We start from the raw sequence: 23,499 nt of genomic DNA, 5'->3' as shown, positions 1-23,499 counted from the left end.
AGCGCCGCGTCAGTCGTCGTTGCTGTTGCTGAGCAGGGCGCGGTAGATGGCCGCGCCGATCAGCGCGCCCGCGATGGGCGCCACCCAGAAGAGCCACAGTTCCGACATGGCATGCGACGGCCCGAACAGGGCCGGGCCGGTGCTGCGTGCCGGGTTGACCGAGGTGTTGGTCACCGGGATCGAGATCAGGTGGATCAGCGTGAGGCACAGGCCGATCGCCAGGCCGGCAAAGCCGCCGGCCGCGCGCTTGGCGGTGGACCCCAGGATGACGATCAGGAACACGGCCGTCATCACCACTTCGCACAGCAGGGCGGCCGTGAGGCCGTACTTGCCGGGCGAGTGCTCGCCGTAGCCGTTGGTGGCGAAGCCGCCGATGTCCGCGCCCGGCTTGCCGGTGGCGATGAGGTAGAGCACGCCCGCCGCCGCGATGGCGCCGAGCACCTGCGCCACGATGTAGCCCGCGAGCTGCGAGGCCTTGAAGCGGCCCGCGGCCGCGAGGCCGATCGACACGGCCGGGTTGAAGTGCCCGCCCGAGATCGGGCCCAGTGCATAGGCCCCCGTCACCACCGTGAGGCCGAAGGCCAGCGCGACGCCGAGAAAGCCGATGCCGGTACCCGGGAAGGCCGCCGCCAGCACCGCGCTGCCGCAGCCTCCGAGCGTGAGCCAGAAAGTACCAATGAATTCGGCAGACCACTTCTTGTAGGTACTGTGTTCCATGACGCTCCATCCTGAAGTTGAGAGGGTGCGCGGAGGGCCCCGGGGCCTTGCGCGGGGCGGATTCTAGGAACGGTGGAAGGGGGTGCGCTACATGTCTTTCGCTCTATCGGAACCTGTTCACGGTTGTTGCGACTTTGTGTTTTTACGCAAACGGGTTGCGTTTATCGATTGAGTATTCCGTCACGGTTTCAGAGTGGCGACGCGGAGGTCGGCACGCTGAAGCACCGGCATGGCACCCGCCCGTGCCTTCGGTATCCTGCGTCTTCGAACAACGAGGAGAACCGCGCCATGCACCGCCTTGCCATCCGACCCCTTCGACCTTTTGCCATCGCCGCATGCACGGCAGCGGCGACCCTCCTGGGCGCATCCAACGCCGCCGCGCAAGGCACGGTGAACGCGCTGTGCAGCACCGACGCGGGCTGGTGCGAAGCGGCGGCAACGGCCTTCACGCGCGAGACCGGCATCAAGGTGCTGCAGGCCCACAAGGGCACCGGCGAGATCGGCGCGCAGCTGCGCGCGGAAGCCGCCAACCCCAAGACCGACATCTGGTGGGGCGGCACCGGCGATCCGTTCCTGCAGGCGGCCGAACAGGGCCTGCTGGAGCCCTACCGGCCGGCCTACATCAACGACCTGCACGACTGGGCGGTGCGGCAGTACGCGCTGTCGCAGAACATGGTGGGCGGCTTCTACACGAGCGCGATGGGCTTCGGCTTCAACACCGACGTGCTGAAGAAAAAGAAACTGGCCGAGCCCAGGTGCTGGGCCGACCTGGTCAAGCCCGAGTACAAGGGCGAGATCGAGATCTCGCACCCCGCCACCAGCGGCACGGCCTACACCATCATCGCGGGCCTGGTGCAGCAGATGGGCGAGGAGCAGGCCTTCGACTACCTGAAGAAGCTGCACAGGAACGTCACCAGCTACACCCGCAGCGGCCAGGCGCAGGCGCCCGACGTGGCCAAGGGCGAGGTGGCGATCGGCGTGAGCTTCATCTTCGGCTTCGAGAAGTGGCGCTTCGACAAATTCCCGGTGAAGACCGCCGCGCCCTGCGAAGGCACGGGCTACGAGATCGGCGGCATCGCGCTCGTGAAGGGCGCGCGCAACAAGGACAACGCCCGGCGCTACTACGACTGGCTCATGAGCCCCGCGGGCCAGTCGATCGGCGCGAAGGCCGGCAGCCTGCAGTCGCCGGCCAACAAGACCTTCAAGCCCGACCCGCGCATTCCGTCGATGGCCGAGGTCAAGCTCATCAGGTACGACTTCGAGAAGTACGGCAAGGCGGCCGAGCGCAAGCGCCTGATCGACCGCTGGACGCGCGAAGTCGAGTCGCAGCCGCGCTGATCAGGAGCAAACCTTGTTGTGCGAGGCGTGCATGCCCTTGGCCTTGGCATCGGCCTCGCTCAGGTACTCGCCCTTCTTGGTCTTGCCGTAGTAGCGGTCGCCCATGCAGTGGTAGACCTTGGTCTCGTCGTTGGCCCACACCTTGCCCGCGCCGCCGCCCGGTGCGGCGGCCATCTTCGTGAGGTCGGGCGAGCCGGGCGTCCGGGTGGCCGTGCCGGTGCTGGGGGCCACGCCGGTCTTGTTGACGCTGGCCGACTGGGTTTCCACGGCCGGAGCGGCAGCCGCAGCAGCCGGCGCGGCAGCGGAGTCCTTGCCGTACCAGGTCTTGATGCCCTTGTGGCCGCGGCAGGCGCCGGCCTTGGCGTCGGGCGCGGCATAGCTGCCGTCCTTGCACTGCACGGTGGTGCCGGCGGGTGCGTCGGCGGGCACCTGTGCCTGTGCCTGCACCTGTACGGCGAGGGCGGCGAAGCCGAGGCAGGCGGCGGCGATCCAGCGCGCGCGAGGGGTCTTGTTCATGCAAAGCTCCTGAAAGGTGAAGGAAAAGTTCCGACCCGGAGCTTTGGGGCGCGATCCCAGCGCCAGCTGACTTGGCGCGCCGCCAGGCCGTTCCTTGCGACTTCCGGCCGCTCTAAAGGCGAACTGTCAGGGCGAACTGGCCGTGAAAGTGACCTGCCCGGTGTAGACCCCGGCCGGCCGGCTCGTGAGGTTGGCGTACGAAAACGTCCAGTTCGCGGCCCGTTGCGTCACGAGCGTGCCGAAGCTGGTGGGCGTGACGTTCACCGCCCCGCCCGTGCCGGTGTCGGGAATCGCCGGCGCGGGCAGCGCGGCGTCATCGGTGGCGATCGTGATCTCCGACATCGGGATGGTGTTGGCGCCGCTCATCAGCGGCGTGCTGGCCGTGGCGCGCAGCGTGACCTGCCCGCCGTTGCTGCGCACCTCCACCGCCAGCTTGACGCCCGCCGCGGGCGAGACCGCGAACACCGGCGCGCCGCCGTTCCAGTTGGCGGCCGTGTTGTTGGCCGCCACCGGCGTGGTCGGCCCGCCGGGAATGGTGGGCGTGAGCGTGAAGGCGGCGGTGTTGACGGTGCCGTTCACCGTGGGCCAGGCGCCGTCGCCGAGCCGGAAGAACACGAACTTGTCGATGTTCACGGTGAACTTCAGGTCGGTCGACGCCGGCGCGCCCAGGCCCGTGGTGGTGGCGGTGCCGGCGCGCGCGGCGTCGCTGGCGCAGGAGGCCGCAACGAGCGCGGCGGCACACCCGGCGGCGGCCGCAAGGGTGCCGCGCCGGCACCGCATCAGCGGAACTCCGCGTTCACCTTGAAGCCGCCCTTCTCCCAGTCGAGCGTGCCGCTGGCCTTCAGCGGATACACCGGCGCGGGCGCCTTGCCGTCGTTGTTGGCCGAGGCCTTGGGCTGCAGCGCGATCTGGCGCGTCTGGCCCGGCATCACGGGCGTGCCCTCGGGCACCATCTCGAAGCGCTTGCCGGCGGCGTCGGTCGCGTCCAGGCTGCCGTCGAGCCGGCCGTGCGCGTCGCCGGTGTTGCTCACGGTCACGTAGGGCGTGCGGCGGCCCTGCAGTTCGCGCATGCCGACCTGGCTCAGCGCGAGCTTGGGCTCGGCGCCGTTCACCAGCACGTACACCGCCACCGCGATGCGCCCCGTGACCGGCAGGCTCAGGCTGGAGCCGCCCTGGCCGATGGCGGCGCGGTAGGCCGGCTCCACGCCCTCGATGGCCAGCATGAAGCGGCACTCGCCGCGCGGCGCATCGGCCGGTGGCTCGATCTGGAAGCGGAAGCCCGCCTTGCCGCGCGCCGGCACCTTCAGCGTCTTGCGCTCCAGCAGCACCCAGGGGCGGCAACTGCCGGGCTGCAGCGCGTCGAGGTACGCGATCTCGCCCTCGGGCGAATAGCTCCAGTCGAGCGTGCGCACCGACACCTCGGTCGGGGTGGTGCCCACGTTGTGGATGTCCAGCGTCTGGCCCAGCCGCGCGCCGCTCTTGGCGGCGAGCTCGAAGCGCGACGGCATGATCGCGATCTCGAAGGGCGCGGCCCAGGCGGGCGGTGCAGCGGTGAGCGCGGCCAGTGCAGCCAATGCGGCTGCCAGGGCAACTGCCGGTGCAGCGAAGCGGGTGTGGAGTCTCATGGCAGTGTCTCGATCTCGAAGTAAGCCTCGAAGCCCAGCGGCATGCCGCGCGTGAGCCGCACCTCGCGCACGTCGACCTGCCACGTGAGGTCGAGCGCTTCGGTCATCCAGGCGTCGCGCACCTGGCCGCTCCACACCGGCACGCGCTCGCCGGGGCGGCCGCTGCCGCTGGCGAACAGGCCGTTGGTGCGCCAGCTCACCTGCAGGCCGGCCGGCGAGCGCAGGCCCGGAATGCCCATCGGCAGCACGTAGTAGATGCGTGCCTGCCGCCCCACGTAGCGCGCCGTGGCGAGCCGGTAGTGCACGCGGCCGAAGGCGATCTGCACGATGGGCGAGGGAGCACTGTTCGGTGCGGTGACGGGCGAGTTGTCTTCCTGCGCGCGCACCTGAGCGCTCGGCGAGGCCGAGTCGTCGAGCCGCTCGACCAGCGCCAGGGCAGGGCGGGGCGCGGCAATGAGCGCGGCCATGAGCGCCGCCAGCAGCGCCGCGCTCGCAGTGGTCCGGGTGGCGTGCGTGGTCACAGCATCGTCGCCGTGAAGCGCACCGTGCCGCTGTAGCTGCCGGCCGGGTACACCGTGGTGTTGGCATAGCGGAAGGTCAGCGTGTTGGACATGAAGCGCGTGTCGCCGTTGACCAGCAGGATGGTCGCCGTGGCGCCGTCGAAGCTGGCCAGCGTCTGCGTGCTGCCGGCCACGAAGGCGCCGCTCTGGATGTCGCCTTCGGCGGGGCTGGTCGCGTTGGTCGACACCCAGCTGATCGTGCTGAACGGGATCACGGTGGCGCTGCAGCTGGCGGCGGTGGTGCAGCTCAGCCCGGCCGGCACCGTGGCGGTGAGCGTGACGGGCCGGTTCTCCACCAGCAGCCGCGCCGGCCGCGCGGGGCTGACGCGGATGATGATCGACTGCGAACCGGGAATGGACGTGCCCGTCGCGAGGCCCGCGTTGGCGCCGGTGGCGTTGAACACCACCTCGTCGATGCCTGTCGCCGCGCCCACCTGCAGCGTGATGCCGTAGGCGGCCGAACTGGTCGGCGCATAGGTGAAGACCGCATCGGCGCGCGGCGCCACGCCGGCGAGGAGCGCGAGTGCCACCGCCGCGCGCAGCGCGAGCGGCACCGACCCCGCGCGCAGCGCGGGCGCTACCGACCCCGCGCGCAGCGCGAGCGGCACCGGCCCCGCGCGCAGCGTGGGCGATACCGATCCCGCGCGCAGCGCATCAGACACTGGTCGCGGTGTAGGTGATGGTGGTCGTGTAGGTGCCGGGCGCCCAGGTCAGCGTCGAGCCCGTCAGCGAGAAGGTCCAGGTGCCCGTGGCCACCGCCGACGGCACGAAGGTGCTCGGCGCCGTGCTCGTGGCCGCCAGCGTCGCGCCGCCCGGGTGCGCCAGGCCCGCGCCCGACGCCACGCCGATGTTGGTCAGCGCCGGCCCGCCGGTGGGTGCGAAGGTGGTGGCCGTGTAGCTCAGCGAGCCGCCGCCCGCGCTGTTGGTCCATGCCGACACCGGCACCGCCGCCGGGTTGGTCACCGTGCCGAGCGTGGGCGCCGTGCCGTCCCAGTTGGCCGCCTGGTTGTTGCCGGCCGTGATCGCGGGCGCGGTGGCCCAGGTGATCGGCGCGGTCCAGTTCAGCGTGTCGCCCGAGCCGGTCTGGGTGCCCACGCGCAGCAGGATCAGCTTGGGCACCGTCACGCTCAGGTTGAGGTGGGACTGGGCCGTCACGGCGGGCGCGCCGGTGCCGTAGCCGTACTGGCTCTCGGCCAGGGCCACGCCGGCCGCCAGTGCCAGGGCCGTGCCGGCCGCCACGGTGAGCAGTTTCAGGTGAGGTCTCATCTCGGTTTCCTTTGCGTTGCGGTGAAAGAAAGCGGAACAGAAAACACGGCGGTGGCGTGGCGCGGCATGGTCATTGCCCCACCTTGGTCACCGGGATCGCGGCGCTGGCCTGGCCGCGCAGCGGAACATCGACGCTCGTGCCCGCGTCGCGCGCCGGGCCCCAGGGCAGCGGCACGGTCTCGGACGTCAGGGTGAGCTGGTGGCGACCCGTGGTCACCAGCGGAAATTCGAAGCGGCCGTCGCGGTCGGTCACGGCGCGGTAGCGGCCGTCGAGCAGCACCTCGACATTGGCGACGCCGCCTTCGCCGATCTGCGCCTCGCCGTCGTTGTTGGCGTCGTAGAACACGCGCCCCGCCACGCTGCCGCCGCCCGCGGTGCCGGTGCGCGCGCCGGCGGCCTGGTAGGCCGAGCCGCCGGAGCCCTCCCAGCGCAGGTACACGTACACCGTCTTGTCGCTGGTGCGAAAGAGCGAGGGCGTGTTCAGCGCCACCGGCACGGTGGTGGCGCGCGCCTGGTTCAGGTTGGCGGCGATGCCGGCGCGCCAGCCGGGCGCGAGGTCTTTCTCGGCGCTCAGCGAGCCCGACAGGCCGCGGCTCGTGTACAGGCCGCCGTGCTGCGAGGTGTAGCGCAGGTTGCCCGTCACGCTGAAGCCCTGCGCCATCCAGAAGCGGAACTGCACGCCGGCGGTAGGGTAGTTGCGCGTGCTGCCGTTGCTCTGGTCGCGCGCGTAGCCCACCGTGGTGGTGAGCTCGGGGCGCAGGGTCTCGAAGCGCCCGCCGATCCAGTCCTGCTCCCATTGCAGTTCCTGGCCGGTGGCCGTGCCGTCGCCGAGCACGATGGCCTCGTTGCGCCGCACCGAGAGATTGAAGCGGCTGCGCGGCCAGTCGAAGAAACGCGTCTGGTAGAAGGCGTCGGCGTAGAGACTGCGAAAGCGGCTGCCCTGTGCCGAGCTTTGTGCCGAGTTCTGTGCCGAGGCCGGCGTCGTCGCGGTGTCCGAGCTGCCCGCGTAGCGCGTCTGCGTGAGGTTCAGGCTGCCGCCGAACGAGCTGTTGCGGTCCAGCAGGTACTGGAAGTTGCCGCTCGCGCCGGTGCGCCGGTAGCCGAACAGGTTGAAGTTGTCGTTCGGCGCCGCGCGTTCGAAGTCGAGCGCGGCGCCCCAGTTCAGGCGGCTGTCGCTGCGGTCGATGCGCCAGTAGGCGCCGCGCGTGCCGGTGGCCAGCGGGTAGTCGCCGAAGTACAGGTTGGGCCGCGTCGCGTACACGCCGGCCTCGTGCCGCCAGGCGCCGGTGCGCGCGCTGGCCTCCACGAAGAGCCCCTGCGAACCGCCGGTGGCCACGCCCGGGGTCGGCGAATTCGTGCGGCTGCCCACCAGCGTGGCGCGCGCCTTCACGTCGCCGTCGCGCAGCGGCTCGCGGCCGTAGCCGATCGAGGTGGCCCAGCTCGTGACGTCCTTGCGCCCGAAGCCCTGCCCGCTCACCGGGTCGAAGTAGTAGGCCGGGACGTCGCGCGCCTGGTCGAGCTGGAACGACGCGAACCACGGCTCGCCCAGGCGCCGCGTCGCGCCGAGCCAGCCCAGCGTGCCCTGGCTCTTCTCGAAGCCCGGGTACGGCCCGCCCGCGAGGTTGCCGCGCTCGCCGAAGCCCGCGCGCACGTCGAGGTCGGAGCTGAACACGCGCGCCGACGCGCCGCGCACCGTGGTCGAGCCCAGCGAGAGCCGGTAGTTGCGCGAGAGGCCGTCGGTGAGCTCGCTGTAGATGTCGCCCACCGCGGTGTCGGCAAAGGTCTGCGTGGTCAGCGGAAAGCCCAGGTTGCGCAGCGTGAAGCGCCCGCTGGTGGCCTGGCGCGCATAGCCCAGCGAGCCGATGCCGCCGCCGCTCAGGAAGCTGTCGCCGCTCAGGTGGCGCGCGTCGGCCTGCAGCACGAACTCGCCGTAGTTCAGCGTCTCGCGGCGGTACTCGAAGCGCTGGCCGGCCTCGCTCGCGCGCTGGCGGCCGAAGCCGGTGCTGGTGGCGTCGCCGAAGCCGATGCGGCTTTCCACCAGCCACGCGCGAAAGCCCTGCGGCTGCTCGGCCTCGGCGTCGGAGGGGTTGCCACCCGCGAGCGTGTCGCTGTCGGGGTTCATGAAGCGGTCTTCGTAGGCCTTGGGCGCGGAGTCGATGAGCGCCCTCAGGCGCGCCTGCTCCGCCTGTGCGCGGTCGATGGGTTCGATGCGCGCGTCAGCCACGACGGGGGCGGCCGGTGCCGCAGCGTTGTTCTTCGGCGGCGCGGCGGTCTGTGCCTGCGCGCAGGGAAACCCTGCCAGGGCCGTCGCGCACCCGAGCCACATGTGCGCGAGCGCCGGGCGCCAGCGTGTGCCGGCGGGACCGGCCGCTGTCCACAGCGTCACTCGAATCATCCAAAGACATCCCTGTTGTCCCGGGCGTTGACCGCCCTGTTTCGAATCAAGGATCAGGATATTTCAGAACTGTCATCTATGGTAACTTTTGATGTCTCGAAGGGTTTCCTCAGAGGAGAACGTTGGTTTTTTTCCGTGGCTTCTCTTCAGAATGGAGCCTTTCGATTTCACCGGCTTCTTGATGAAGTCGAAGGACCTCCTATCTGAAGAAGTTGGTGCGGCGTCATTGCACGGACGCCTTGCCGACTTAGAATTTTTTGGCTCCGATATTTCTCATTCCATGGCTGATTCCTCCAATACCAAACTCCCGTTCCAGGCCGAAGTCGCGCAACTGCTGCATCTGGTCACGCATGCGCTGTACTCGAACAAGGAAATCTTCCTGCGCGAGCTGATCTCGAACGCATCGGACGCGTGCGACAAGCTGCGCTTCGAGGCGCTCGACCATCCCGAGCTGTACGAAGACCAGCCCGAACTCGACGTGCGCCTGAGCTTCGACAAGGCCGCGCGCACCCTCACCATCACCGACAAGGGCATCGGCCTGTCGCGCCAGGAAGCCATCGACAACCTCGGCACCATCGCGAAAAGTGGTACCAAGGACTTCATGAGCAAGCTCAGCGGGGACCAGAAGGCCGACGCCCAGCTCATCGGCCAGTTCGGCGTGGGCTTCTATTCGGGCTTCATCGTGGCCGACCGCATCACGGTCGAATCGCGCCGCGCGGGCCTGCCCGCGGAGCAGGGCGTGCGCTGGGCCAGCGGCGGCGCCGGCGACTTCGATGTGGCCGACATCACCCGTGCCGAGCGCGGCACCAGCATCACGCTGCACCTGCGCGACGATGCCGAGGACTACCTCAACGCCTGGAAGATCAAGCAGATCGTGGGCAAGTACTCCGACCACATCTCGCTCCCCATCCTCATGGAAAAGGAAGAGTGGAAGGAAGGCGAGAACGACCAGCCCGGCGACATGGTGAAGACCGGCGAGTGGGAAACCGTCAACAAGGCCAACGCCCTGTGGAGCCGTCCCAAGAAGGACATCGGCACCGAGCAGTACGAAGAGTTCTACAAGAGCATCAGCCACGACTACGAGGCGCCGCTGGCCTGGAGCCACAACCGCGTGGAAGGCAGCACCGAGTACACGCAGCTGCTGTACATCCCGGCCAAGGCCCCGTTCGATCTGTGGAACCGCGAGAAGAGCGCGGGCGTGAAGCTGTACGTGAAGCGCGTCTTCATCATGGACGACGCCGAGGCGCTGATGCCCAGCTACCTGCGCTTCGTGAAGGGCGTGATCGACTCGGCCGACCTGCCGCTGAACGTGAGCCGCGAGCTGCTGCAGGAAAGCCGCGACGTGAAGGCCATCCGCGAAGGCAGCACCAAGCGCGTGCTGGGCATGCTGGAAGACCTGGCGAAGAAGCAGAAGACCGGCCCCGAGAGCCAAGAAGGCAAGATCGACGTGGGCTCCGGCGAATCGGTGCCCACGCCCGAGCCGACCGCGGGTGTGACCGACGTGGTCGACAAGAACACGCCGACCGCCGCGGAAGCGGCCGTTGCGGCGGCCGACGACTCGGGCAAGTACGCCAAGTTCTACGCCGAGTTCGGCGCCGTGCTCAAGGAAGGCCTGGGCGAGGACATGGGCAACCGCGAGCGCATCGCCAAGCTGCTGCGCTACGCCTCCACCACCACCGACACGGTGAGCGTGAGCTTCGCGGACTACAAGGCGCGCATGAAGGAAGACCAGGACGCGATCTACTTCATCACGGCCGACACGCTCGCCGCCGCCAGGAACAGCCCGCAGCTCGAGGTCTTCAAGAAGAAGGGCATCGAGGTGCTGCTCATGACCGACCGTGTCGACGAGTGGGCGCTGAACTACCTCAACGAGTTCGACGGCACACCGCTGCAAAGCGTGGCCAAGGGCGCGGTCGACCTGGGCAAGCTGCAGGACGACGACGAGAAGAAGGCCGCCGAGCAAGCCGCCGAGTCGTTCAAGCCGATGCTCGAGAAGCTCAAGGAAGCGCTGAAGGACAAGGCCGAGGACGTGCGCGTCACCACGCGCCTGGTCGACTCGCCCGCCTGCCTGGTGGTGCAGGACGGCGGCATGAGCACGCAGCTCGCGCGCATGCTCAAGCAGGCCGGCCAGCCCGCGCCCGAACTCAAGCCCGTGCTCGAGGTGAACGCCGAGCATCCGCTGGTGAAGAAGCTCGAAGGCTCCGCGCATTTCGACGACCTGGCCAACATCCTGTTCGACCAGGCGCTGCTGGCCGAAGGCGGCCTGCCGGCCGACCCGGCCGCTTACGTGAGGCGCGTGAACGCGCTGCTGGTGTGAACCCGCGGCCGCGCGTCATCCGTGGTGCGGCCCTTGCTTCGGCGGGGCTGCTGTTGCTGATGACGGGCGGCTGCTCGCATTACCACGTCGGTATTCCGCTGGTGCCCGGGCTCTCGCTGGGGCTGGGCGCCACGAAGGACGGCAATTTTTCCGTCGGCCTGAACACCGGCTTCGGCCCGCTCGGCGCCGGCGTGGCCGTGAACAACGGCGGGCAGGTGTCCGGCTCGGCCGGCGTGGGTGTCGGCGTGGGGCCGGTGGCCACCGGCATCAGCAAGGGCGCGGTGCTCTACGACCCGAAGGCCGCGCCGGCGGGCATCGTGGCTGCAGCGCCCGTGGCGCCGGGCACCGTCGTTGCGCCGACGGCCACTGCCGCTCCGGCGGCCCCGTCGCAAGGGCCCGCCCCCGTGCGCTATTCGACGCCCGCGGCGCCGTTCACACCGATCGAGCCCGCGGCTTCTGCGCAGGCACCCGCGGCCCCCGCAGTAGCCAATACGGCGAATTCGCCGAATGCGGCGCGCGGCACCCGTGCGGCAACCGCGGCAAGAGCACCGCTCGTCAAGATCACGCGCCCGCCGCCCGAGCCCGCGGCACCCGCGGCGGCCGCGGCCCCCGCCGTGAACGTCACCTACCGTGCGCCGGCCGTGGCTGCTGCCGCGGCTTCGGCCCGCGAAGCCGGCACGCCTGGCAACCCCGTCGCGCCCTGATGGACGCGCCCCTTCCATCATCCGCGCCGCGGACCGGCGCGAGGCTGTCCCGATGAGTCTCAGCACAGAAGCCGTCCTGGCGCTCGCCCCCGACGATTCGTCGGCCAAGGCCGCCAAGGGCCTGGTCGCGCCCGCCAAGTGGCCCACGCTCGCGTTCTCCGACGAGGCCGTGTGGGGCGAATGCCAGGGCAGCGGCAGCAAGCCGTACCAGACGCAGGTCGACCTCTCGGGGCCGGTGTTCCGCTGCTCCTGCCCGAGCCGCAAGTTCCCTTGCAAGCACGGCCTCGCGCTGATGCTGATCCGCGCGCAGAGCGAGGCCAGCTTCACCAGGGGCGAGCCGCCGCCGTGGGTGGCCGAGTGGCTCGCCTCGCGCCGCGAGAAGGCCGAGAAGAAAGAAGCGCGCGCCGCCGAACCGCCGGCCGCGCCCGATCCCGCCGCGGCCGCCAAGCGCGACGCGCAGCGCTGGACGCGCATCGAGGCCGGCGTGCAGGAGCTCGCGCGCTGGCTCGACGACCAGACGCAGCGCGGCCTGGCGTCGCTGGGCAGCGAGCAGCAGCAGGCCTGGGGCGCGATGGCCGCGCGCATGGTCGACGCGCAGGCGCCGGGGCTCGGCCAGCGCATCACGCAGGCGGCCGAACTCATCGGCGTGGGCGAAGGCTGGCCCGCGCGGCTGCTCGACCGGCTCGGCCGGCTCCAGCTGATGGCCGACGCGGTGCCGCGCCGCGCGTCGCTCTCGCCCGCCACGCTGGCCGACCTGCGCACCGCGCTCGGCTGGCCGCAGGACCGCGAGGCCCTGCTCGCCGAAGGCGAACGCGTCGGCGACCACTGGCTGGTGCTGGGCCAGTGCACCGACGAACGCGACGGCAAGCTGGTCGAGCGCCACGTGTGGCTGCAGGGCCGCGCCAGCGGGCGCCGCGCGCTGCTGCTCGACTACGCGCACGGCGGCCGAGGTTTCGAGACCGGCTGGGTCAGCGGCAGCGAACGCGCGGCGGTGCTGTGCTTCTACCCGGGCCATGCCTCGCAACGCGCGCTGGTGGCCGAGCTGCCGGCCGATGCGCCCGAATCTGCCGCACCTGCCGCACCTGCCGCACCTGCCGCGCCTTCCGCGCCTTCCGCGCCTTCCGCGCCATCCGCGCCATCGGCGCAGGCCACCGGCGAATGGCAGCGCATGGCGCAGCAGATCGCCGCCAACCCCTGGCAGCCGCTGCTGCCGATGGTCTGGGCCGACGCCGTGCCCAGCCGCGACGGCGAGCGCTGGTGGCTGCGCCTGGGCGCCGCGCCGCAGGCGCTGCCGATGCAGCTCGCCGCGCGGGAAGCCTGGCAACTGATGGCCCATTCGGGCGGTGCGCCCTTGCGCGTGTTCGGCGAGTGGGACGGCGAGCAGTTCGCGCCGCTCACCGCATGGGCGGCGGACTCGGCAGCGGGCAGCGCGCCGGTCTGGACATTGACGGGAGTGCGCGCATGAGCCACTGGAACCAACTGCTGCAGGCCGCGCTGGTCGGCACCTCGCGCCAGCCCGTGCCCGCGGCCGAAGGCATGTCGGGCGAATTCGCCGGCCTGCTGCAGGCGTTGCAAGGCGGCTTGCCGGAACACGCGCAAGGCCACTTGCTGCGCGCGGCGGGCGCCGTCGCCGTCGGCCGCCGCGCCGGCTTCATCGCGCCGAGCCTCTCGCCCTCCGACGCCGCGGCCGCCACCGCCGACGACCGCGCCGAACTCGAGGAGCCCGCGCTGCAGGCGGCCATTGCCGATGCACTCGACAACGGCCCGCTGCGTCTGCAGCACGAAGCCCTGGCGGCCGTGGCCGCCGCGGGCCTGCGCCTGCCGCACAGCCTGCTGCCCACCGCGCTCGACGCCGGGCGCCGCAGCACCGAGCTGCGCTGCGCCGTGGTTCCCGCGCTCGGCGAACGCGGCCTGTGGCTGGCCGCGCGCAACGACGACTGGCGCTACGCCGCCGGCGCCAGCGAGCAGGCCGATGCGCAGACGCGCTGGGACGAAGGCAGCCTCGAACAGCGCCGCGCGGTGCTGGCCGAGCAGCGCCGCGACGATCCCGCGGGCGCCCGCGCCCGCCTCGCGGCCGAGCTGCAGCAGCTCCCCGCGAAAGACCGCGCCACCTTGCTCGCCGTGCTCGCCGAGCACCTCGGCCCCGACGACGAGGCGCTGATCGACGCACAGCTCAAAGACCGCGCGCGCGACGTGCGCCAGGCCGCCGTCGAGCTGCTGCAGCGCCTGCCCGCCAGCGCGCACGTGCAGCGCGTCACCGCCTTCCTGTCGCCGCTGCTGAAGCAGGCCTCGGGCGCGTGGCGCATCGACGCGCCCGAGGCTGCCGACGCACGCTGGAAGGACGACGCCATCGACCCCGCGCGCCCCACGCACGACAGCCTGGGCGAACGCGCGTGGTGGCTCTACCAGCTCGTGCGCCAGGTGCCGCTCGCATGGTGGACCGCACGCACCGGCATGGCGCCCGCCGCGCTGCTCGACTGGGCCGCCAAGGGCGACTGGAACGACGCGCTGGTGCGCGGCTGGAACGACGCCGTCATCGCCGCGCCCGACTTCGACTGGTGCGACGCCATGCTCGAGCGCCCGCGCGCGCAGCGCGGCTGGGTCGGCCAGCTGCTCGCGCTGCTGCCGCGCAGCCGGCGCGAGCGCCACTGGATCGCCGAACTCGGCGCCTCGGACAACGGCCTGCACGACGTGGTGGGCTTCGCCGACCAGGCCTGCGCGCCCGGCGACACGCCGTCGGCCGAACTCTGCGCCAGGCTCGCCGCCGCATTGCGCACGCGCGTCGAGGCTGGCGCGCTGGTCAACGACTACATGCTGCGCCAGGTGCTCACCAGCGCGGCCGCGCTGCTGCACCCTTCGGCGCTGCACACGCTGGCCGACCTGCCGCGCGCCGCCGACGAAACACCGGGCACCAGCAACGCGCTGGCCGACACCGCGCGCATCGTGCGCGCGCGCCAGCTGTTCCACACGCTTTCATCTTCTCTCTCATCCCAAGGCCGTCCATGAGCAATGTCCTGCGCCAGCATGCCGAACAGCAATTCGCCGAAGAACTCGATGCGCTCCAGAAGGTCGACGACCGCCAGCGCCCGGCCAACTGGAAGCTCTCGCCCTGGGCCGTGCTCACCTACCTGATGGGCGGCAAGCTGGCCAGCGGCTTCGAGGTCAGCCCCAAGTACATCGGCAACCCGCGCCTGATGGAAATCGCCGTGTCCACCCTCGCCACCGACCGCGCGCTGCTGCTGTACGGCGTGCCGGGCACGGCCAAGTCGTGGGTGTCGGAGCACCTGTCGGCCGCCGTCAGCGGCGACTCGACCATGCTGATCCAGGGCACCGCCGGCACCAGCGAAGAGCAGCTGCGCTACGGCTGGAACTACGCCGAGCTGCTGGCCCACGGTCCGTCCGACAAGGCGCTGGTGCCCAGCCCGCTGGTGCACGCCATGCGCCTGGGCAAGATCGCGCGCGTGGAAGAGCTCACGCGCATCCCGGCCGACGTGCAGGACACGCTGATCACCGTGCTGTCCGAAAAGACGCTGCCCATTCCCGAGCTCGGCAGCGAGGTGCAGGCCGTGCGCGGCTTCTCGGTGATCGCCACCGCCAACAACCGCGACAAGGGCGTGAACGAACTGTCGAGCGCGCTCAAGCGCCGCTTCAATACCGTGGTGCTGCCGGTGCCGGCCAGCGAGGCCGAGGAGGTGCAGATCGTGGTCAAGCGCGTGGGCGAACTCGGCCGCGCGCTCGCGCTGCCGGCCGAGCCGCCCGCACTGCAGGAGGTGCGCCGGGTGGTGCAGATCTTCCGCGAGCTGCGCAACGGCCAGACCGAGGACGGCAAGACGCGCATCAAGTCGCCGAGCTCGACGCTGTCGACCGCCGAGGCCATCTCGGTCATCAACAGCGGCATGGCGCTGGCCGGCCATTTCGGCGACGGCGTGCTGCGCTCGGCCGACGTGGCCTCGGGCCTGATCGGCGCAATCATCAAGGACCCGGTGCAGGACCAGGTGGTGTGGAAGGAATACCTCGAAACGGTGGTGAAGGAACGCACCGACTGGAAGGACCTGTACCGCGCCTGCAGGGAACAACTGTGAAGCCGCCGCACCGCATGTCCGATATTTCTCCCATCCCCACGCCTTCCACACCTTCCGCGCCCTCCGCCCCCGCGCTGCAGACCACCCAGGTCCACCTCGACGGCCTGTTCGACGTTCTCGCCAAGCACCTGTACTCCACGCCCGTGGTGGCCGTGCGCGAGCTGATCCAGAACGCGCACGACTCCATCTCGCGCCGCCGCCTCGAAGACCCCACCTTCACCGAGGCCGGCCGCATCGACGTGCTGGCCGACGAGGCCGCGCAGACGCTCGTCATTCGCGACAACGGCTCGGGCCTCACCGAGCCCGAACTGCACCGCTACCTGGCCACGCTGGGCAACGGCTACACGCGCCAACTGCGCGCGTCGCAGAAGGAAGGCAGCGACGAGCTCATCGGCCTCTTCGGGCTGGGCTTTCTGTCGGCCTTCGTGGTGGCCGAGCAGGTGCTGGTGAACAGCACCTCGTACCAGTCGCCCGGTGAAGGCTGGCGCTACCGCTCGTCGGACGGCCGGCGCTACGTGGTGCAGGCCATCGACGCGCGGCCCGTGGGTACCGAAATTCACTTGGCGATGCGCAGCGACTTCAACCACCTGTGCTCGGCCGGCGTGCTGAAGAAGGTGCTGGGCCGCTACTGCGCGTTGCTGCGCGAGCCGCTGTGGTTCGACGACGAATGCGTCAACGCCGAGCCGCCGCCCTGGCGCGCCACCGCCGACGGCGTGGTGGTGCACCCCACGGTGCTGCAGCGCCAGCGCATGGCCTTCGCCGCGCGCATGGAGCGTCACTTCGAGCCCATCTGCGTGATTCCGGTGGAGCCCGAGGGCGACAGCGACGCGCGCGGCCTGCTGTGGGTGCAGGACGGCGCCACCTACGGCACCAGCGACAACCGCCACCTGAGCGTGTACGTGCGCGGCATGCTGCTGGACGACGAGGCGCGCGACCTGCTGCCGGTGTGGGCCGGCTTCATCGGCGGGGTGATCGAGTCGAACGCGCTCACGCCCACCGCGAGCCGCGAAGACCTGCAGCGCGACGGTGCCTACCAGGCCACGCGCGCGCACATCCAGGACGCGCTCATCCGCGGGCTGGCCGAGCTCTCGCGCTCGCAGGCGCCCGCATGGAGCCGCCTGCTCACGCGCCACAACGAGGCCCTGCTGGGCGCCGCGCTGTGCGAGGAAGAGCTCTTCACCATGCTGGCCGACGCCGTGCGCCTGCCCACCAGCCAGGGCGACCTGCCGGTGCGCAGCCTGGTGCGCGAAGGCCGCATCCACCTGAGCCTGGGCCAGAGCGGCGGCTTCGAGGACGTGCTGTTCCGCGCGCTGCAGGTGCCCGTGGCGCGCGGCGACCGCTATGCCGTGGCCGGCTTCCTGCGCCAGTTCGTGCGCGAGCGCGGCGTGCAGCTCATCGAGATCGGCACCGCCGCCGGCAACGCCCGCATGTTCCGCCCCGACGACCTGCCCGAGAGCGAGCTCGCCTGGCTGCGCGAGCACCTCGCGTGGGGCGAGCTGGTGGTGCCCGCGCGCTTCCTGTCGCCCGAGCTGCCGCTGATCGCCGTGCCCGACCGCGAGGCGCAGCTGAAGGCGCGGCTCGATGCCGACGACGCGAAGAAGCGCATGGCCGGCGCCGCGCTGAGCCTGGCGCGCGCGTTCACGCAGCGCATCGACGCGAGCGTGTCGGCGCGGCTGTACGTGAACCTGGACAACCCCGCCATCCAGGCGCTGCTGCAAAGCCACCGCGAAGGCCGTGCCGTGCCCGCGCACGCGGTCGCGCTGCTGCGCAGCTTCAAGGCCATCATGGCGCCGGGCGGCGAGGAACTGAAGGGCCAGCCGCCGCTGGTCGACCTGTTGAGCGATTTCAGCCAGGCCGTGGCCGTGCTCTGCGCGCCGCCCGCGGCTTCCTAAAAAACCAAAGAGAGAGGATCACCCCACATGGACAGCTTTGCCTGGGTCAACGACCTGTCGGACCGCCTGGAAGAAGAAGGCCAGCAGCGCCTGGCCTACCTGATTCACGACGTGCCGCACCAGCAGTTCCAGGGCAACCATGCGCTGGTCGAGGCGCTGGTGCCCGAGGCGCTCGCCACCGCGCGCGGCCTCGACATTCCGTGGCTCGACGTGTACTTCAAGCACTGGCTGTGCGCCTCGCGCGTGGCGCGTCACCACGGCGAAGTGCAGCTCGGCGAAGTGGTCAGCGCCTACGAGGGCGCGCACCAGGAGAAGACCCAGGGCTGCCCGCAGAGCGTGTGCGTCACGCAGGACCTGGTGGCCACCTATGCCAACGTCGACGGCCCCGGCTGGGCCAACGAACGCCTGGCCGCCTGCGACGAGACGCTGGCGCGCATCGACCCGAGCTGGGGCTGCTTCGGCTGCCTGAGCATCGAGCGCGCCAACGCCATGGGCGACCAGGGCCAGCCGCGCGAGGCCGTGCTGTACCTGAAGGACCAGCGTGAGCAGCAGCGCCGCGCCGGCGAGGAAGTGACCACGCTGTTCGTCACCACCGAGGTCGAGCAATGGCTGGCCGCGGGCGACGCGCAAACGGCGCTGAAGCTGCTCGACGACTCGGAAGACGACGCCGACGAGGACGACCGCCGCGAGCAGTCGGCCCGCCTGCTGCAGCGCTGCCGCGCGCTGGCCATGGCCGGCGAGCCGCAGGCCGCTTGGAATCTGCTGCCGGCCTTCGAGGACATCGAGGTGGCCGACTACGTGTCGTGGTGCCGCGCCGCCGTCATGGCCGCGCGCGCGCTGCCCGAACTCAACACGCCGGCGCTGGGCCACGCGATCTGGACCACCGTCGAGCACCTGCACACCGTCGGCAGCCACCGCCTGCTGATCGACCTTGCCAACGCGCAGGCCGAGCTGGCGCTGGCGCGCCAAGTGCCGTGGCTGGCGGCCCAGGCCGTGGCCCGCGCGCGCCACCACGTGCCGCTGCTGCGCGAAGACTTCGGCGCCGGCGACAGCGTGCAGAAGGCCGCGCAGGCGCTCGCGGGCGCCGCGGTGCCGAGCGCGCCGCGCGGCCCCGAGGAACTGCCGGGCTGGCTGCGCACGCCCGAGGCCGAAGGGCTGTCGAACGAAACCGTGATCCAGTGGCTCGAGCAGGCGCACCAGGCGCTGCCCGAGGACGAAGGCCTGGCGATGATGCTGGCCTCGGCCCTGTCGAACTACGGCTGCCACGAACTGGCGCGCACCCGGCTGCAGGCCATGGTGCTGGCCGCGCCGCAATCGGTGGCGCTGCAGAACCATTGGTTCGGCCTGTGCTTCAACGCCGACGACTTGGGCGCCATCGACGAGCAGGCCAGGCGCATCGAGGCCGCGCAGCCGGCCATGGCCGCCTGGTACCGCGCGCGCGTCGCCTTCAAGGAGGCGCGCTATGCGCAGGTCGGCCCGCTGGTCGAGCAGGTGCTGCAGCACGACCCCGAGGCCGTGCCCACGCGCCGCCTGTGGGCCGATGCCGCCATGCAGCTGAAGGACTTCGACACCGCCATGGCGCAGCGCCGCAAGGTGCTCGAGGCCGAGGAGGCGCCCGCGCCCAACCAGCGCTGGGACCTGCTGATTGCCGCCACCGCGGCGCAGCAGTGGGCCGAGGTGCGCGCCCAGTCCCGCGCGCTCGAGATGGAGCTCGAGGCCGGCCCGCCGGAGGACGAGGCCGTCGAGGAAGACTGGGGCCTGGTCTACCTGCGCCATGACGAGAGCGGCCGCGAGCGCGACGTGCTCGCGCGGCGCACCGGCCCGGCCACCGCGCGCATCGTGCAGCCTTCGCCGCGCGGGCTGCCGCAGCGCCTGGGCGACTGGGTGGTGTTCGAGCCCAAGCTGGCCGAGCAGCCGCCCGAGGACGAGGAAGAACTGCGCAGCTACACGCGCGTGTTCACCGAGCCCGTGCACGTGCTGCAAAAGGGCGGCCACGGCCCGAGCTACATGATCGACGGCGTGCACCCCGGCGAGGAGCGCGTGAGCGCGCTGCGCGACGCGCTCGGCGAAGAGGGCTGGAGCACCTGGCAGTACAGCAACGACAACTACCGCGTGACCGACCCCGACGCGAGCGACGAGGACGGCGACGAGGACGGCGGCGATGAAGACGGCGATGAAGACGGGGACGGGGACGGCGAGGAAGGCGGCCTGCCCGGCCTCTACCTCGCCGTGACCGCGCCGGCCGACGTGCCGCCGCGCGTCATCGCCGCGCGCGTGGCCGTGCTGTGCAAGGGCCTGCAGCTGTGCTGGAGCGAGCTGGCCCGCGCCGCCGGCGAACCGACCGAGTGGCACGAGGCGATGGAAGCGCGCTACGACCTGTGAGGCGAAGCCTTCTTCCCATCTTCTGACGCACTGGCAAACACATGGGCTCTCCGCTGCACTACTTCGGCATTCGCCACCACGGCCCCGGCTGCGCGCGCAGCCTGCTGCGCGCCTTCGAGTCGCTGCAGCCCGACTGCATCCTGGTCGAGGGGCCGCCCGAGGGCGAGGGCCTGCTGTCGTTCATGGCGCATGCCGACCTGCAGCCGCCGGTCGCGATGCTGATCCATGCGAGCGAGGACACGGGGCTCGCGGCCTTCTACCCGTTCGCCGAGTTCTCGCCCGAGTGGCAGGCGCTGCAGTGGGGCGTGACGCACGGGCTGCCCACGCGCTTCATCGACTTGCCGCAGGCGCACCGCATGGCGATCGAGCAGGCGGCGCGCGCGGCTGAGGAGGCCGAGGCAGCGAAAGCAGCCGAAGCAACGGAACCAGCCGGCGTCGCGGAGACCGAGTCGGACAACGGCGCACCGCTCGGCGACGACGCGGCCAGCGAAGTGCCCGTGGCGAAGGCGACCGACGAGACCGAAGCAGCCGAAGCGGCCGAAGTGGCCGGTTCCTTCCCCGACGACCCCTTCGACTGGCTCGCCCACGCCGCCGGCCATGCCGACGGCGAGAGCTGGTGGAACCACATGGTCGAGGAGCGCGGCGACGGCGAGGACCTGTTCGGCGCCATCGCCGAAGCCATGGCGGCCGTGCGCGCCGAAACCCCCGAAGACCGGCGCGGTGCGCGCGCCGCGCAGCGCGAGCAGCTGCGCGAGGCCTTCATGCGCCAGGCCATCCGCGAGGCCGTCAAGGCCGGCCATCAGCGCATCGCCGTGGTCTGCGGCGCATGGCATGTGCCCGCGCTGCAAGGCGCCACCACCGCGAAGGCCGACGCCGCCTTGCTCAAGGGCCTGCCCAAGCTCAAGGTGCTCGCGACCTGGGTGCCGTGGACCTACCGCCACCTCACCAGCGCCAGCGGCTACGGCGCGGGCATCGATTCGCCCGGCTGGTACGAACACCTGTGGCAGCAAGGCCAACAGGGCCAACACGCTGGCGGCCGCAGCGCCGGCTGGCTCGCGCGCGTCGCGCGGCTGCTGCGCGCGCACGACCTCGACTGCTCCTCCGCCCACCTCATCGAGGCCACGCGCCTGGCCGACACGCTCGCGGCCCTGCGCGAGCGCCCGGCGCCCGGCCTGCCGGAGCTCGACGAGGCGGTGCGCAGCGTGATCTGCATGGGCGAGCAGGCGCCGCTCACCTTGATCCGCGAGCGCCTCACCGTCGGCGACCGCATGGGCCAGGTGCCGGCCGAGGTGCCGACCGTGCCGCTGCAGCGCGACATCGAGCAGATGCAGAAGAGCCTGCGCCTGAAGCCCGAGGCCACCGCGCGCACGCTCGATCTCGACCTGCGCCAGCCCAACGACCTGGCGCGCAGCCACCTGCTGCACCGACTGCGCCTGCTCGACCTGCCGTGGGGCGCGCCCACCGCGGCCCAGCGGTCGAGCCGCGGCACCTTCCACGAGCTGTGGCAGCTGCAGTGGCAGCCCGAGTTCGCGCTGCGCATCATCGAGGCCAGCCGCTTCGGCGCGACCGTGGCGCATGCCGCCACATCTCGCGTGATGGAGAAGCTGGCCGGGGAGACCTCGCTCACCGTTCTGGCCGAGCAGGTCGACACCGTGCTGCTGGCCGACCTGCCCGTGGCCGTGCAGGCCGTGACCCGCGCGCTCGAGGACCGCGCCGCGCTCACCGGCGACGCGGTGCAGCTCATCGGCGCGGTGCCGCCGCTGGCCAACGTGTTCCGCTACGGCAGCGTGCGCCAGACCGACAGCGCGCTGCTCTCGCACGTGCTCGACAGCCTCATCGTGCGCGGCGCCATCGGCCTGCCCATTGCCTGCGGCGCGCTCGACGCCGAGGCCGCCGAGTCGCTGCGCACCCGGCTCATTGCCGCGCACGACGCGGTGCGCCTGCGCGACGGCGACGAAACCACCGCCGCATGGCGCAGCGCGCTGCGCGGCATCGCCTTCGGTGAAAGCGCCGCGCCGCTGCTGCGCGGCGTGGCCTGCCGGCTGCTGCTGGACGATGCGCAGATCGACAGCGAAGGCGCGTCGCAGCAGCTCGCGCGCAACCTCTCGAGCGGCGCGCCGCCGACCGAGGCCGCCGCGTGGCTCGAGGGCTTTCTCAACCGCAACGCGATGGTGCTGCTGCACGACGAGGCCGTGTGGCCGCTGGTCGACAGCTGGCTGTCGGCGCTGGGCGAAGAACACTTCCTGCAGGTGCTGCCGCTGGTGCGCCGCAGCTTCGCGGACTTCTCGGGCGCCGACCGGCGCGCGCTGGGCGAGCGCGCCAGGCGCGGGGCGGTCGGCGGCACGGCGGCGGTGGCCACGGCCGCGGCCGACTGGGACGAATCACGCGCGGTGCTCGCGCTGCCGCTGTTGCGGGAACTGCTGGGGGTGAAGGCATGAACACCAAGGTCGTCGCGTCCGAAGAAGATGCACCGGAGACACCGCCGCCCACCGAGCGCCTGCAGCGCTGGCGCCTGGTGCTCGGCAGCGAGGCCACGCCCAGCTGCGGCGCCATCGAGGGCCGCGTGCGCGAGATCGACATGGCGCTGGCCGCGCTCTACGAGGCCGACAGCCAGCGGGGCCTGGGCAAGGGCGGCCAGCGCGGCGGCCGCGGCGATTCGGCGCCCAGCGTGGCGCGCTGGCTCGGCGACATCCGCAAGTACTTTCCGAGCCAGGTCGTGCAGGTCATGCAGCGCGACGCGATGGAGCGGCTCAACCTGCGCCAGATGCTGCTGCAGCCCGAGATGCTCGAAAGCGCGCAGCCCGACGTGCACCTGGTGGCCAACCTGGTGGCGCTGTCGAGCGTGATCCCGGCCGGCACCAGGGACACCGCGCGCGCCGTGGTGCGCAAGGTGGTCGACGAGCTCATGAAGAAGCTCGAGGAGCCGATGCGCAGCGCCGTGAGCGGCGCGCTCAACCGCAGCCAGCGCAACCGCCGCCCGCGCCATTCGGAGATCGACTGGAACCGCACCATCCGCGCCAACCTGCGCCACTGGCAGCCCGAGTACCGCACCGTGGTGCCGCAGACGCTGGTCGGCTACGGCCGCAAGGCGCGCCAGCCGCAGCGCGAGGTGATCCTGTGCATCGACCAGAGCGGCTCGATGGCGGCCTCGGTCGTGTACTCGAGCATCTTCGGCGCGGTCATGGCCAGCCTGCCGGCCGTGGCCACCAAGCTGGTGGTGTTCGACACCGCCGTGGTCGACATGACCGAACAGCTGCAGGACCCGGTCGACCTGCTGTTCGGCGTGCAGTTGGGCGGCGGCACCGACATCAACGGCGCCGTGGGCTACTGCCAGGGCCTGGTGCGCGAGCCGCGCAACACCATCCTGATCCTGATTTCCGACCTCTACGAAGGCGGCGTGGAAGCCGGCCTGCTGCGCCGCGCCCACGAACTGGTGGAGGCCGGCGTGCAGTTCATCGCGCTGCTGGCGCTCAGCGACGAGGGCGCGCCCGCTTACGACCGCGACCTGGCCGCCAAGCTGGCCGCGCTCGGCGTGCCGTCGTTCGCCTGCACGCCCGACGCCTTTCCGGGCCTCATGGCCGCGGCCATCAAGCGCGAGGACGTGGCCGGCTGGGCGGCGGCCCAAGGCCTCAAGACCAGCAGGGCGGCCTGAGGCGAGCGGGCCAACGGCCCGAACCCGGCCTAACATGTCGGCTGGAAGCTCCC

18 protein-coding genes are annotated in these 23,499 nt (G+C 71.4%); 10 read left to right on the top strand and 8 right to left on the bottom strand.

All coding sequences use genetic code 11. The annotated features are described in order from the left end of the window. Positions 1-9: 9 nt before the first annotated feature. Positions 10-717 carry an aquaporin Z gene (aqpZ, locus tag BM004_RS31920; protein ID WP_093219365.1) on the bottom strand — a complete coding sequence of 236 codons (708 nt, stop codon included), beginning with the start codon at positions 715-717 and terminating at the stop codon, positions 10-12. A gap of 288 nt (positions 718-1,005) precedes the next feature. Here aqpZ and BM004_RS31915 point away from each other — a divergent pair, with 288 nt between their 5' ends. Beyond that, positions 1,006-2,055, top strand: a complete 1,050-nt coding sequence (locus BM004_RS31915) for an ABC transporter substrate-binding protein (protein WP_093219362.1) — start codon at positions 1,006-1,008, stop codon at positions 2,053-2,055. Here BM004_RS31915 and BM004_RS31910 read toward each other — a convergent pair whose 3' ends face one another. The 7 genes from BM004_RS31910 to BM004_RS31880 all read right to left on the bottom strand — a co-directional run bounded on the left by BM004_RS31910 (position 2,056) and on the right by BM004_RS31880 (position 8,417). Beyond that, the gene (locus tag BM004_RS31910; protein WP_093219359.1) at positions 2,056-2,571 is read right to left on the bottom strand and encodes a DUF3761 domain-containing protein; all 516 of its coding nucleotides are present in this window, start codon (positions 2,569-2,571) and stop codon (positions 2,056-2,058) included. A 126-nt stretch (positions 2,572-2,697) separates the two neighbouring features. Next, positions 2,698-3,351, bottom strand: a complete 654-nt coding sequence (locus BM004_RS31905) for a hypothetical protein (protein WP_177206669.1) — start codon at positions 3,349-3,351, stop codon at positions 2,698-2,700. Beyond that, positions 3,351-4,196, bottom strand: coding sequence for a COG1470 family protein (locus BM004_RS31900; RefSeq protein ID WP_093219356.1), 846 nt, complete (start codon positions 4,194-4,196; stop codon positions 3,351-3,353). Before BM004_RS31900 ends, BM004_RS31905 begins: the two co-directional genes overlap by 1 nt. Then, positions 4,193-4,717: a hypothetical protein gene (locus tag BM004_RS31895; protein ID WP_256220136.1), complete on the bottom strand. Its 525-nt coding sequence runs from the start codon at positions 4,715-4,717 to the stop codon at positions 4,193-4,195. Before BM004_RS31895 ends, BM004_RS31900 begins: the two co-directional genes overlap by 4 nt. Then, positions 4,714-5,418 carry a hypothetical protein gene (locus BM004_RS31890; RefSeq protein WP_093219351.1) on the bottom strand — a complete coding sequence of 235 codons (705 nt, stop codon included), beginning with the start codon at positions 5,416-5,418 and terminating at the stop codon, positions 4,714-4,716. The genes BM004_RS31895 and BM004_RS31890 overlap by 4 nt, the downstream gene beginning before the upstream one ends. After that, on the bottom strand, positions 5,411-6,022 hold the full coding sequence (locus BM004_RS31885; RefSeq protein WP_093133593.1) for a hypothetical protein: 612 nt from the start codon (positions 6,020-6,022) through the stop codon (positions 5,411-5,413). Before BM004_RS31885 ends, BM004_RS31890 begins: the two co-directional genes overlap by 8 nt. 70 nt (positions 6,023-6,092) lie before the next feature. Then, positions 6,093-8,417, bottom strand: a complete 2,325-nt coding sequence (locus BM004_RS31880) for a hypothetical protein (RefSeq protein WP_093219347.1) — start codon at positions 8,415-8,417, stop codon at positions 6,093-6,095. 280 nt (positions 8,418-8,697) lie between these two features. Between BM004_RS31880 and htpG the strand changes: the two genes are divergently transcribed. Genes htpG through BM004_RS31835 form a run of 9 tightly spaced genes read left to right on the top strand, consistent with a single transcriptional unit; the run spans position 8,698 to position 23,446 of the window. Next, positions 8,698-10,734, top strand: coding sequence for a molecular chaperone HtpG (gene htpG, locus BM004_RS31875; protein WP_093133599.1), 2,037 nt, complete (start codon positions 8,698-8,700; stop codon positions 10,732-10,734). Continuing rightward, on the top strand, positions 10,731-11,438 hold the full coding sequence (locus tag BM004_RS31870; protein ID WP_093219343.1) for a hypothetical protein: 708 nt from the start codon (positions 10,731-10,733) through the stop codon (positions 11,436-11,438). The genes htpG and BM004_RS31870 overlap by 4 nt, the downstream gene beginning before the upstream one ends. Positions 11,439-11,490: 52 nt before the next feature. After that, a complete protein-coding gene (locus BM004_RS31865) occupies positions 11,491-12,903 on the top strand; it encodes an SWIM zinc finger family protein (RefSeq protein ID WP_093219340.1) in 1,413 nt (470 codons plus the stop codon). Beyond that, positions 12,900-14,444 (top strand): DUF5691 domain-containing protein, encoded by a 1,545-nt coding sequence (locus tag BM004_RS31860; protein ID WP_143072586.1) that lies wholly within the window; start codon positions 12,900-12,902, stop codon positions 14,442-14,444. The genes BM004_RS31865 and BM004_RS31860 overlap by 4 nt, the downstream gene beginning before the upstream one ends. Beyond that, positions 14,441-15,520, top strand: coding sequence for an ATP-binding protein (locus tag BM004_RS31855; protein ID WP_093133608.1), 1,080 nt, complete (start codon positions 14,441-14,443; stop codon positions 15,518-15,520). Before BM004_RS31860 ends, BM004_RS31855 begins: the two co-directional genes overlap by 4 nt. Positions 15,521-15,534: 14 nt before the next feature. Further along, the gene (locus BM004_RS31850; protein WP_143072585.1) at positions 15,535-17,412 is read left to right on the top strand and encodes an ATP-binding protein; all 1,878 of its coding nucleotides are present in this window, start codon (positions 15,535-15,537) and stop codon (positions 17,410-17,412) included. 27 nt (positions 17,413-17,439) lie between these two features. Then, positions 17,440-19,794 (top strand): tetratricopeptide repeat protein, encoded by a 2,355-nt coding sequence (locus BM004_RS41620; RefSeq protein WP_093219334.1) that lies wholly within the window; start codon positions 17,440-17,442, stop codon positions 19,792-19,794. A 41-nt stretch (positions 19,795-19,835) separates the two neighbouring features. Further along, positions 19,836-22,232 (top strand): DUF5682 family protein, encoded by a 2,397-nt coding sequence (locus BM004_RS31840; protein WP_093219331.1) that lies wholly within the window; start codon positions 19,836-19,838, stop codon positions 22,230-22,232. Further along, positions 22,229-23,446 carry a VWA domain-containing protein gene (locus tag BM004_RS31835; protein ID WP_093219329.1) on the top strand — a complete coding sequence of 406 codons (1,218 nt, stop codon included), beginning with the start codon at positions 22,229-22,231 and terminating at the stop codon, positions 23,444-23,446. Before BM004_RS31840 ends, BM004_RS31835 begins: the two co-directional genes overlap by 4 nt. The last annotated feature ends 53 nt before the right edge of the window (positions 23,447-23,499 follow it).

Origin of the sequence: Variovorax sp. OK212, assembly GCF_900112425.1 — a bacterium.
Taxonomy (GTDB): domain Bacteria; phylum Pseudomonadota; class Gammaproteobacteria; order Burkholderiales; family Burkholderiaceae_C; genus Variovorax.
This window is presented reverse-complemented; position numbering and strand designations above follow the sequence as displayed.

Coding starts and splice junctions, on each gene's coding strand:
- aqpZ (WP_093219365.1), bottom strand. CDS start 717: ATGGAACACAGTACCTACAAGAAGTGGTCTGCCGAATTCATTGGTACT.
- BM004_RS31915 (WP_093219362.1), top strand. CDS start 1,006: ATGCACCGCCTTGCCATCCGACCCCTTCGACCTTTTGCCATCGCCGCA.
- BM004_RS31910 (WP_093219359.1), bottom strand. CDS start 2,571: ATGAACAAGACCCCTCGCGCGCGCTGGATCGCCGCCGCCTGCCTCGGC.
- BM004_RS31905 (WP_177206669.1), bottom strand. CDS start 3,351: ATGCGGTGCCGGCGCGGCACCCTTGCGGCCGCCGCCGGGTGTGCCGCC.
- BM004_RS31900 (WP_093219356.1), bottom strand. CDS start 4,196: ATGAGACTCCACACCCGCTTCGCTGCACCGGCAGTTGCCCTGGCAGCC.
- BM004_RS31885 (WP_093133593.1), bottom strand. CDS start 6,022: ATGAGACCTCACCTGAAACTGCTCACCGTGGCGGCCGGCACGGCCCTG.
- BM004_RS31880 (WP_093219347.1), bottom strand. CDS start 8,417: ATGATTCGAGTGACGCTGTGGACAGCGGCCGGTCCCGCCGGCACACGC.
- htpG (WP_093133599.1), top strand. CDS start 8,698: ATGGCTGATTCCTCCAATACCAAACTCCCGTTCCAGGCCGAAGTCGCG.
- BM004_RS31865 (WP_093219340.1), top strand. CDS start 11,491: ATGAGTCTCAGCACAGAAGCCGTCCTGGCGCTCGCCCCCGACGATTCG.
- BM004_RS31860 (WP_143072586.1), top strand. CDS start 12,900: ATGAGCCACTGGAACCAACTGCTGCAGGCCGCGCTGGTCGGCACCTCG.
- BM004_RS31855 (WP_093133608.1), top strand. CDS start 14,441: ATGAGCAATGTCCTGCGCCAGCATGCCGAACAGCAATTCGCCGAAGAA.
- BM004_RS31850 (WP_143072585.1), top strand. CDS start 15,535: ATGTCCGATATTTCTCCCATCCCCACGCCTTCCACACCTTCCGCGCCC.
- BM004_RS41620 (WP_093219334.1), top strand. CDS start 17,440: ATGGACAGCTTTGCCTGGGTCAACGACCTGTCGGACCGCCTGGAAGAA.
- BM004_RS31840 (WP_093219331.1), top strand. CDS start 19,836: ATGGGCTCTCCGCTGCACTACTTCGGCATTCGCCACCACGGCCCCGGC.
- BM004_RS31835 (WP_093219329.1), top strand. CDS start 22,229: ATGAACACCAAGGTCGTCGCGTCCGAAGAAGATGCACCGGAGACACCG.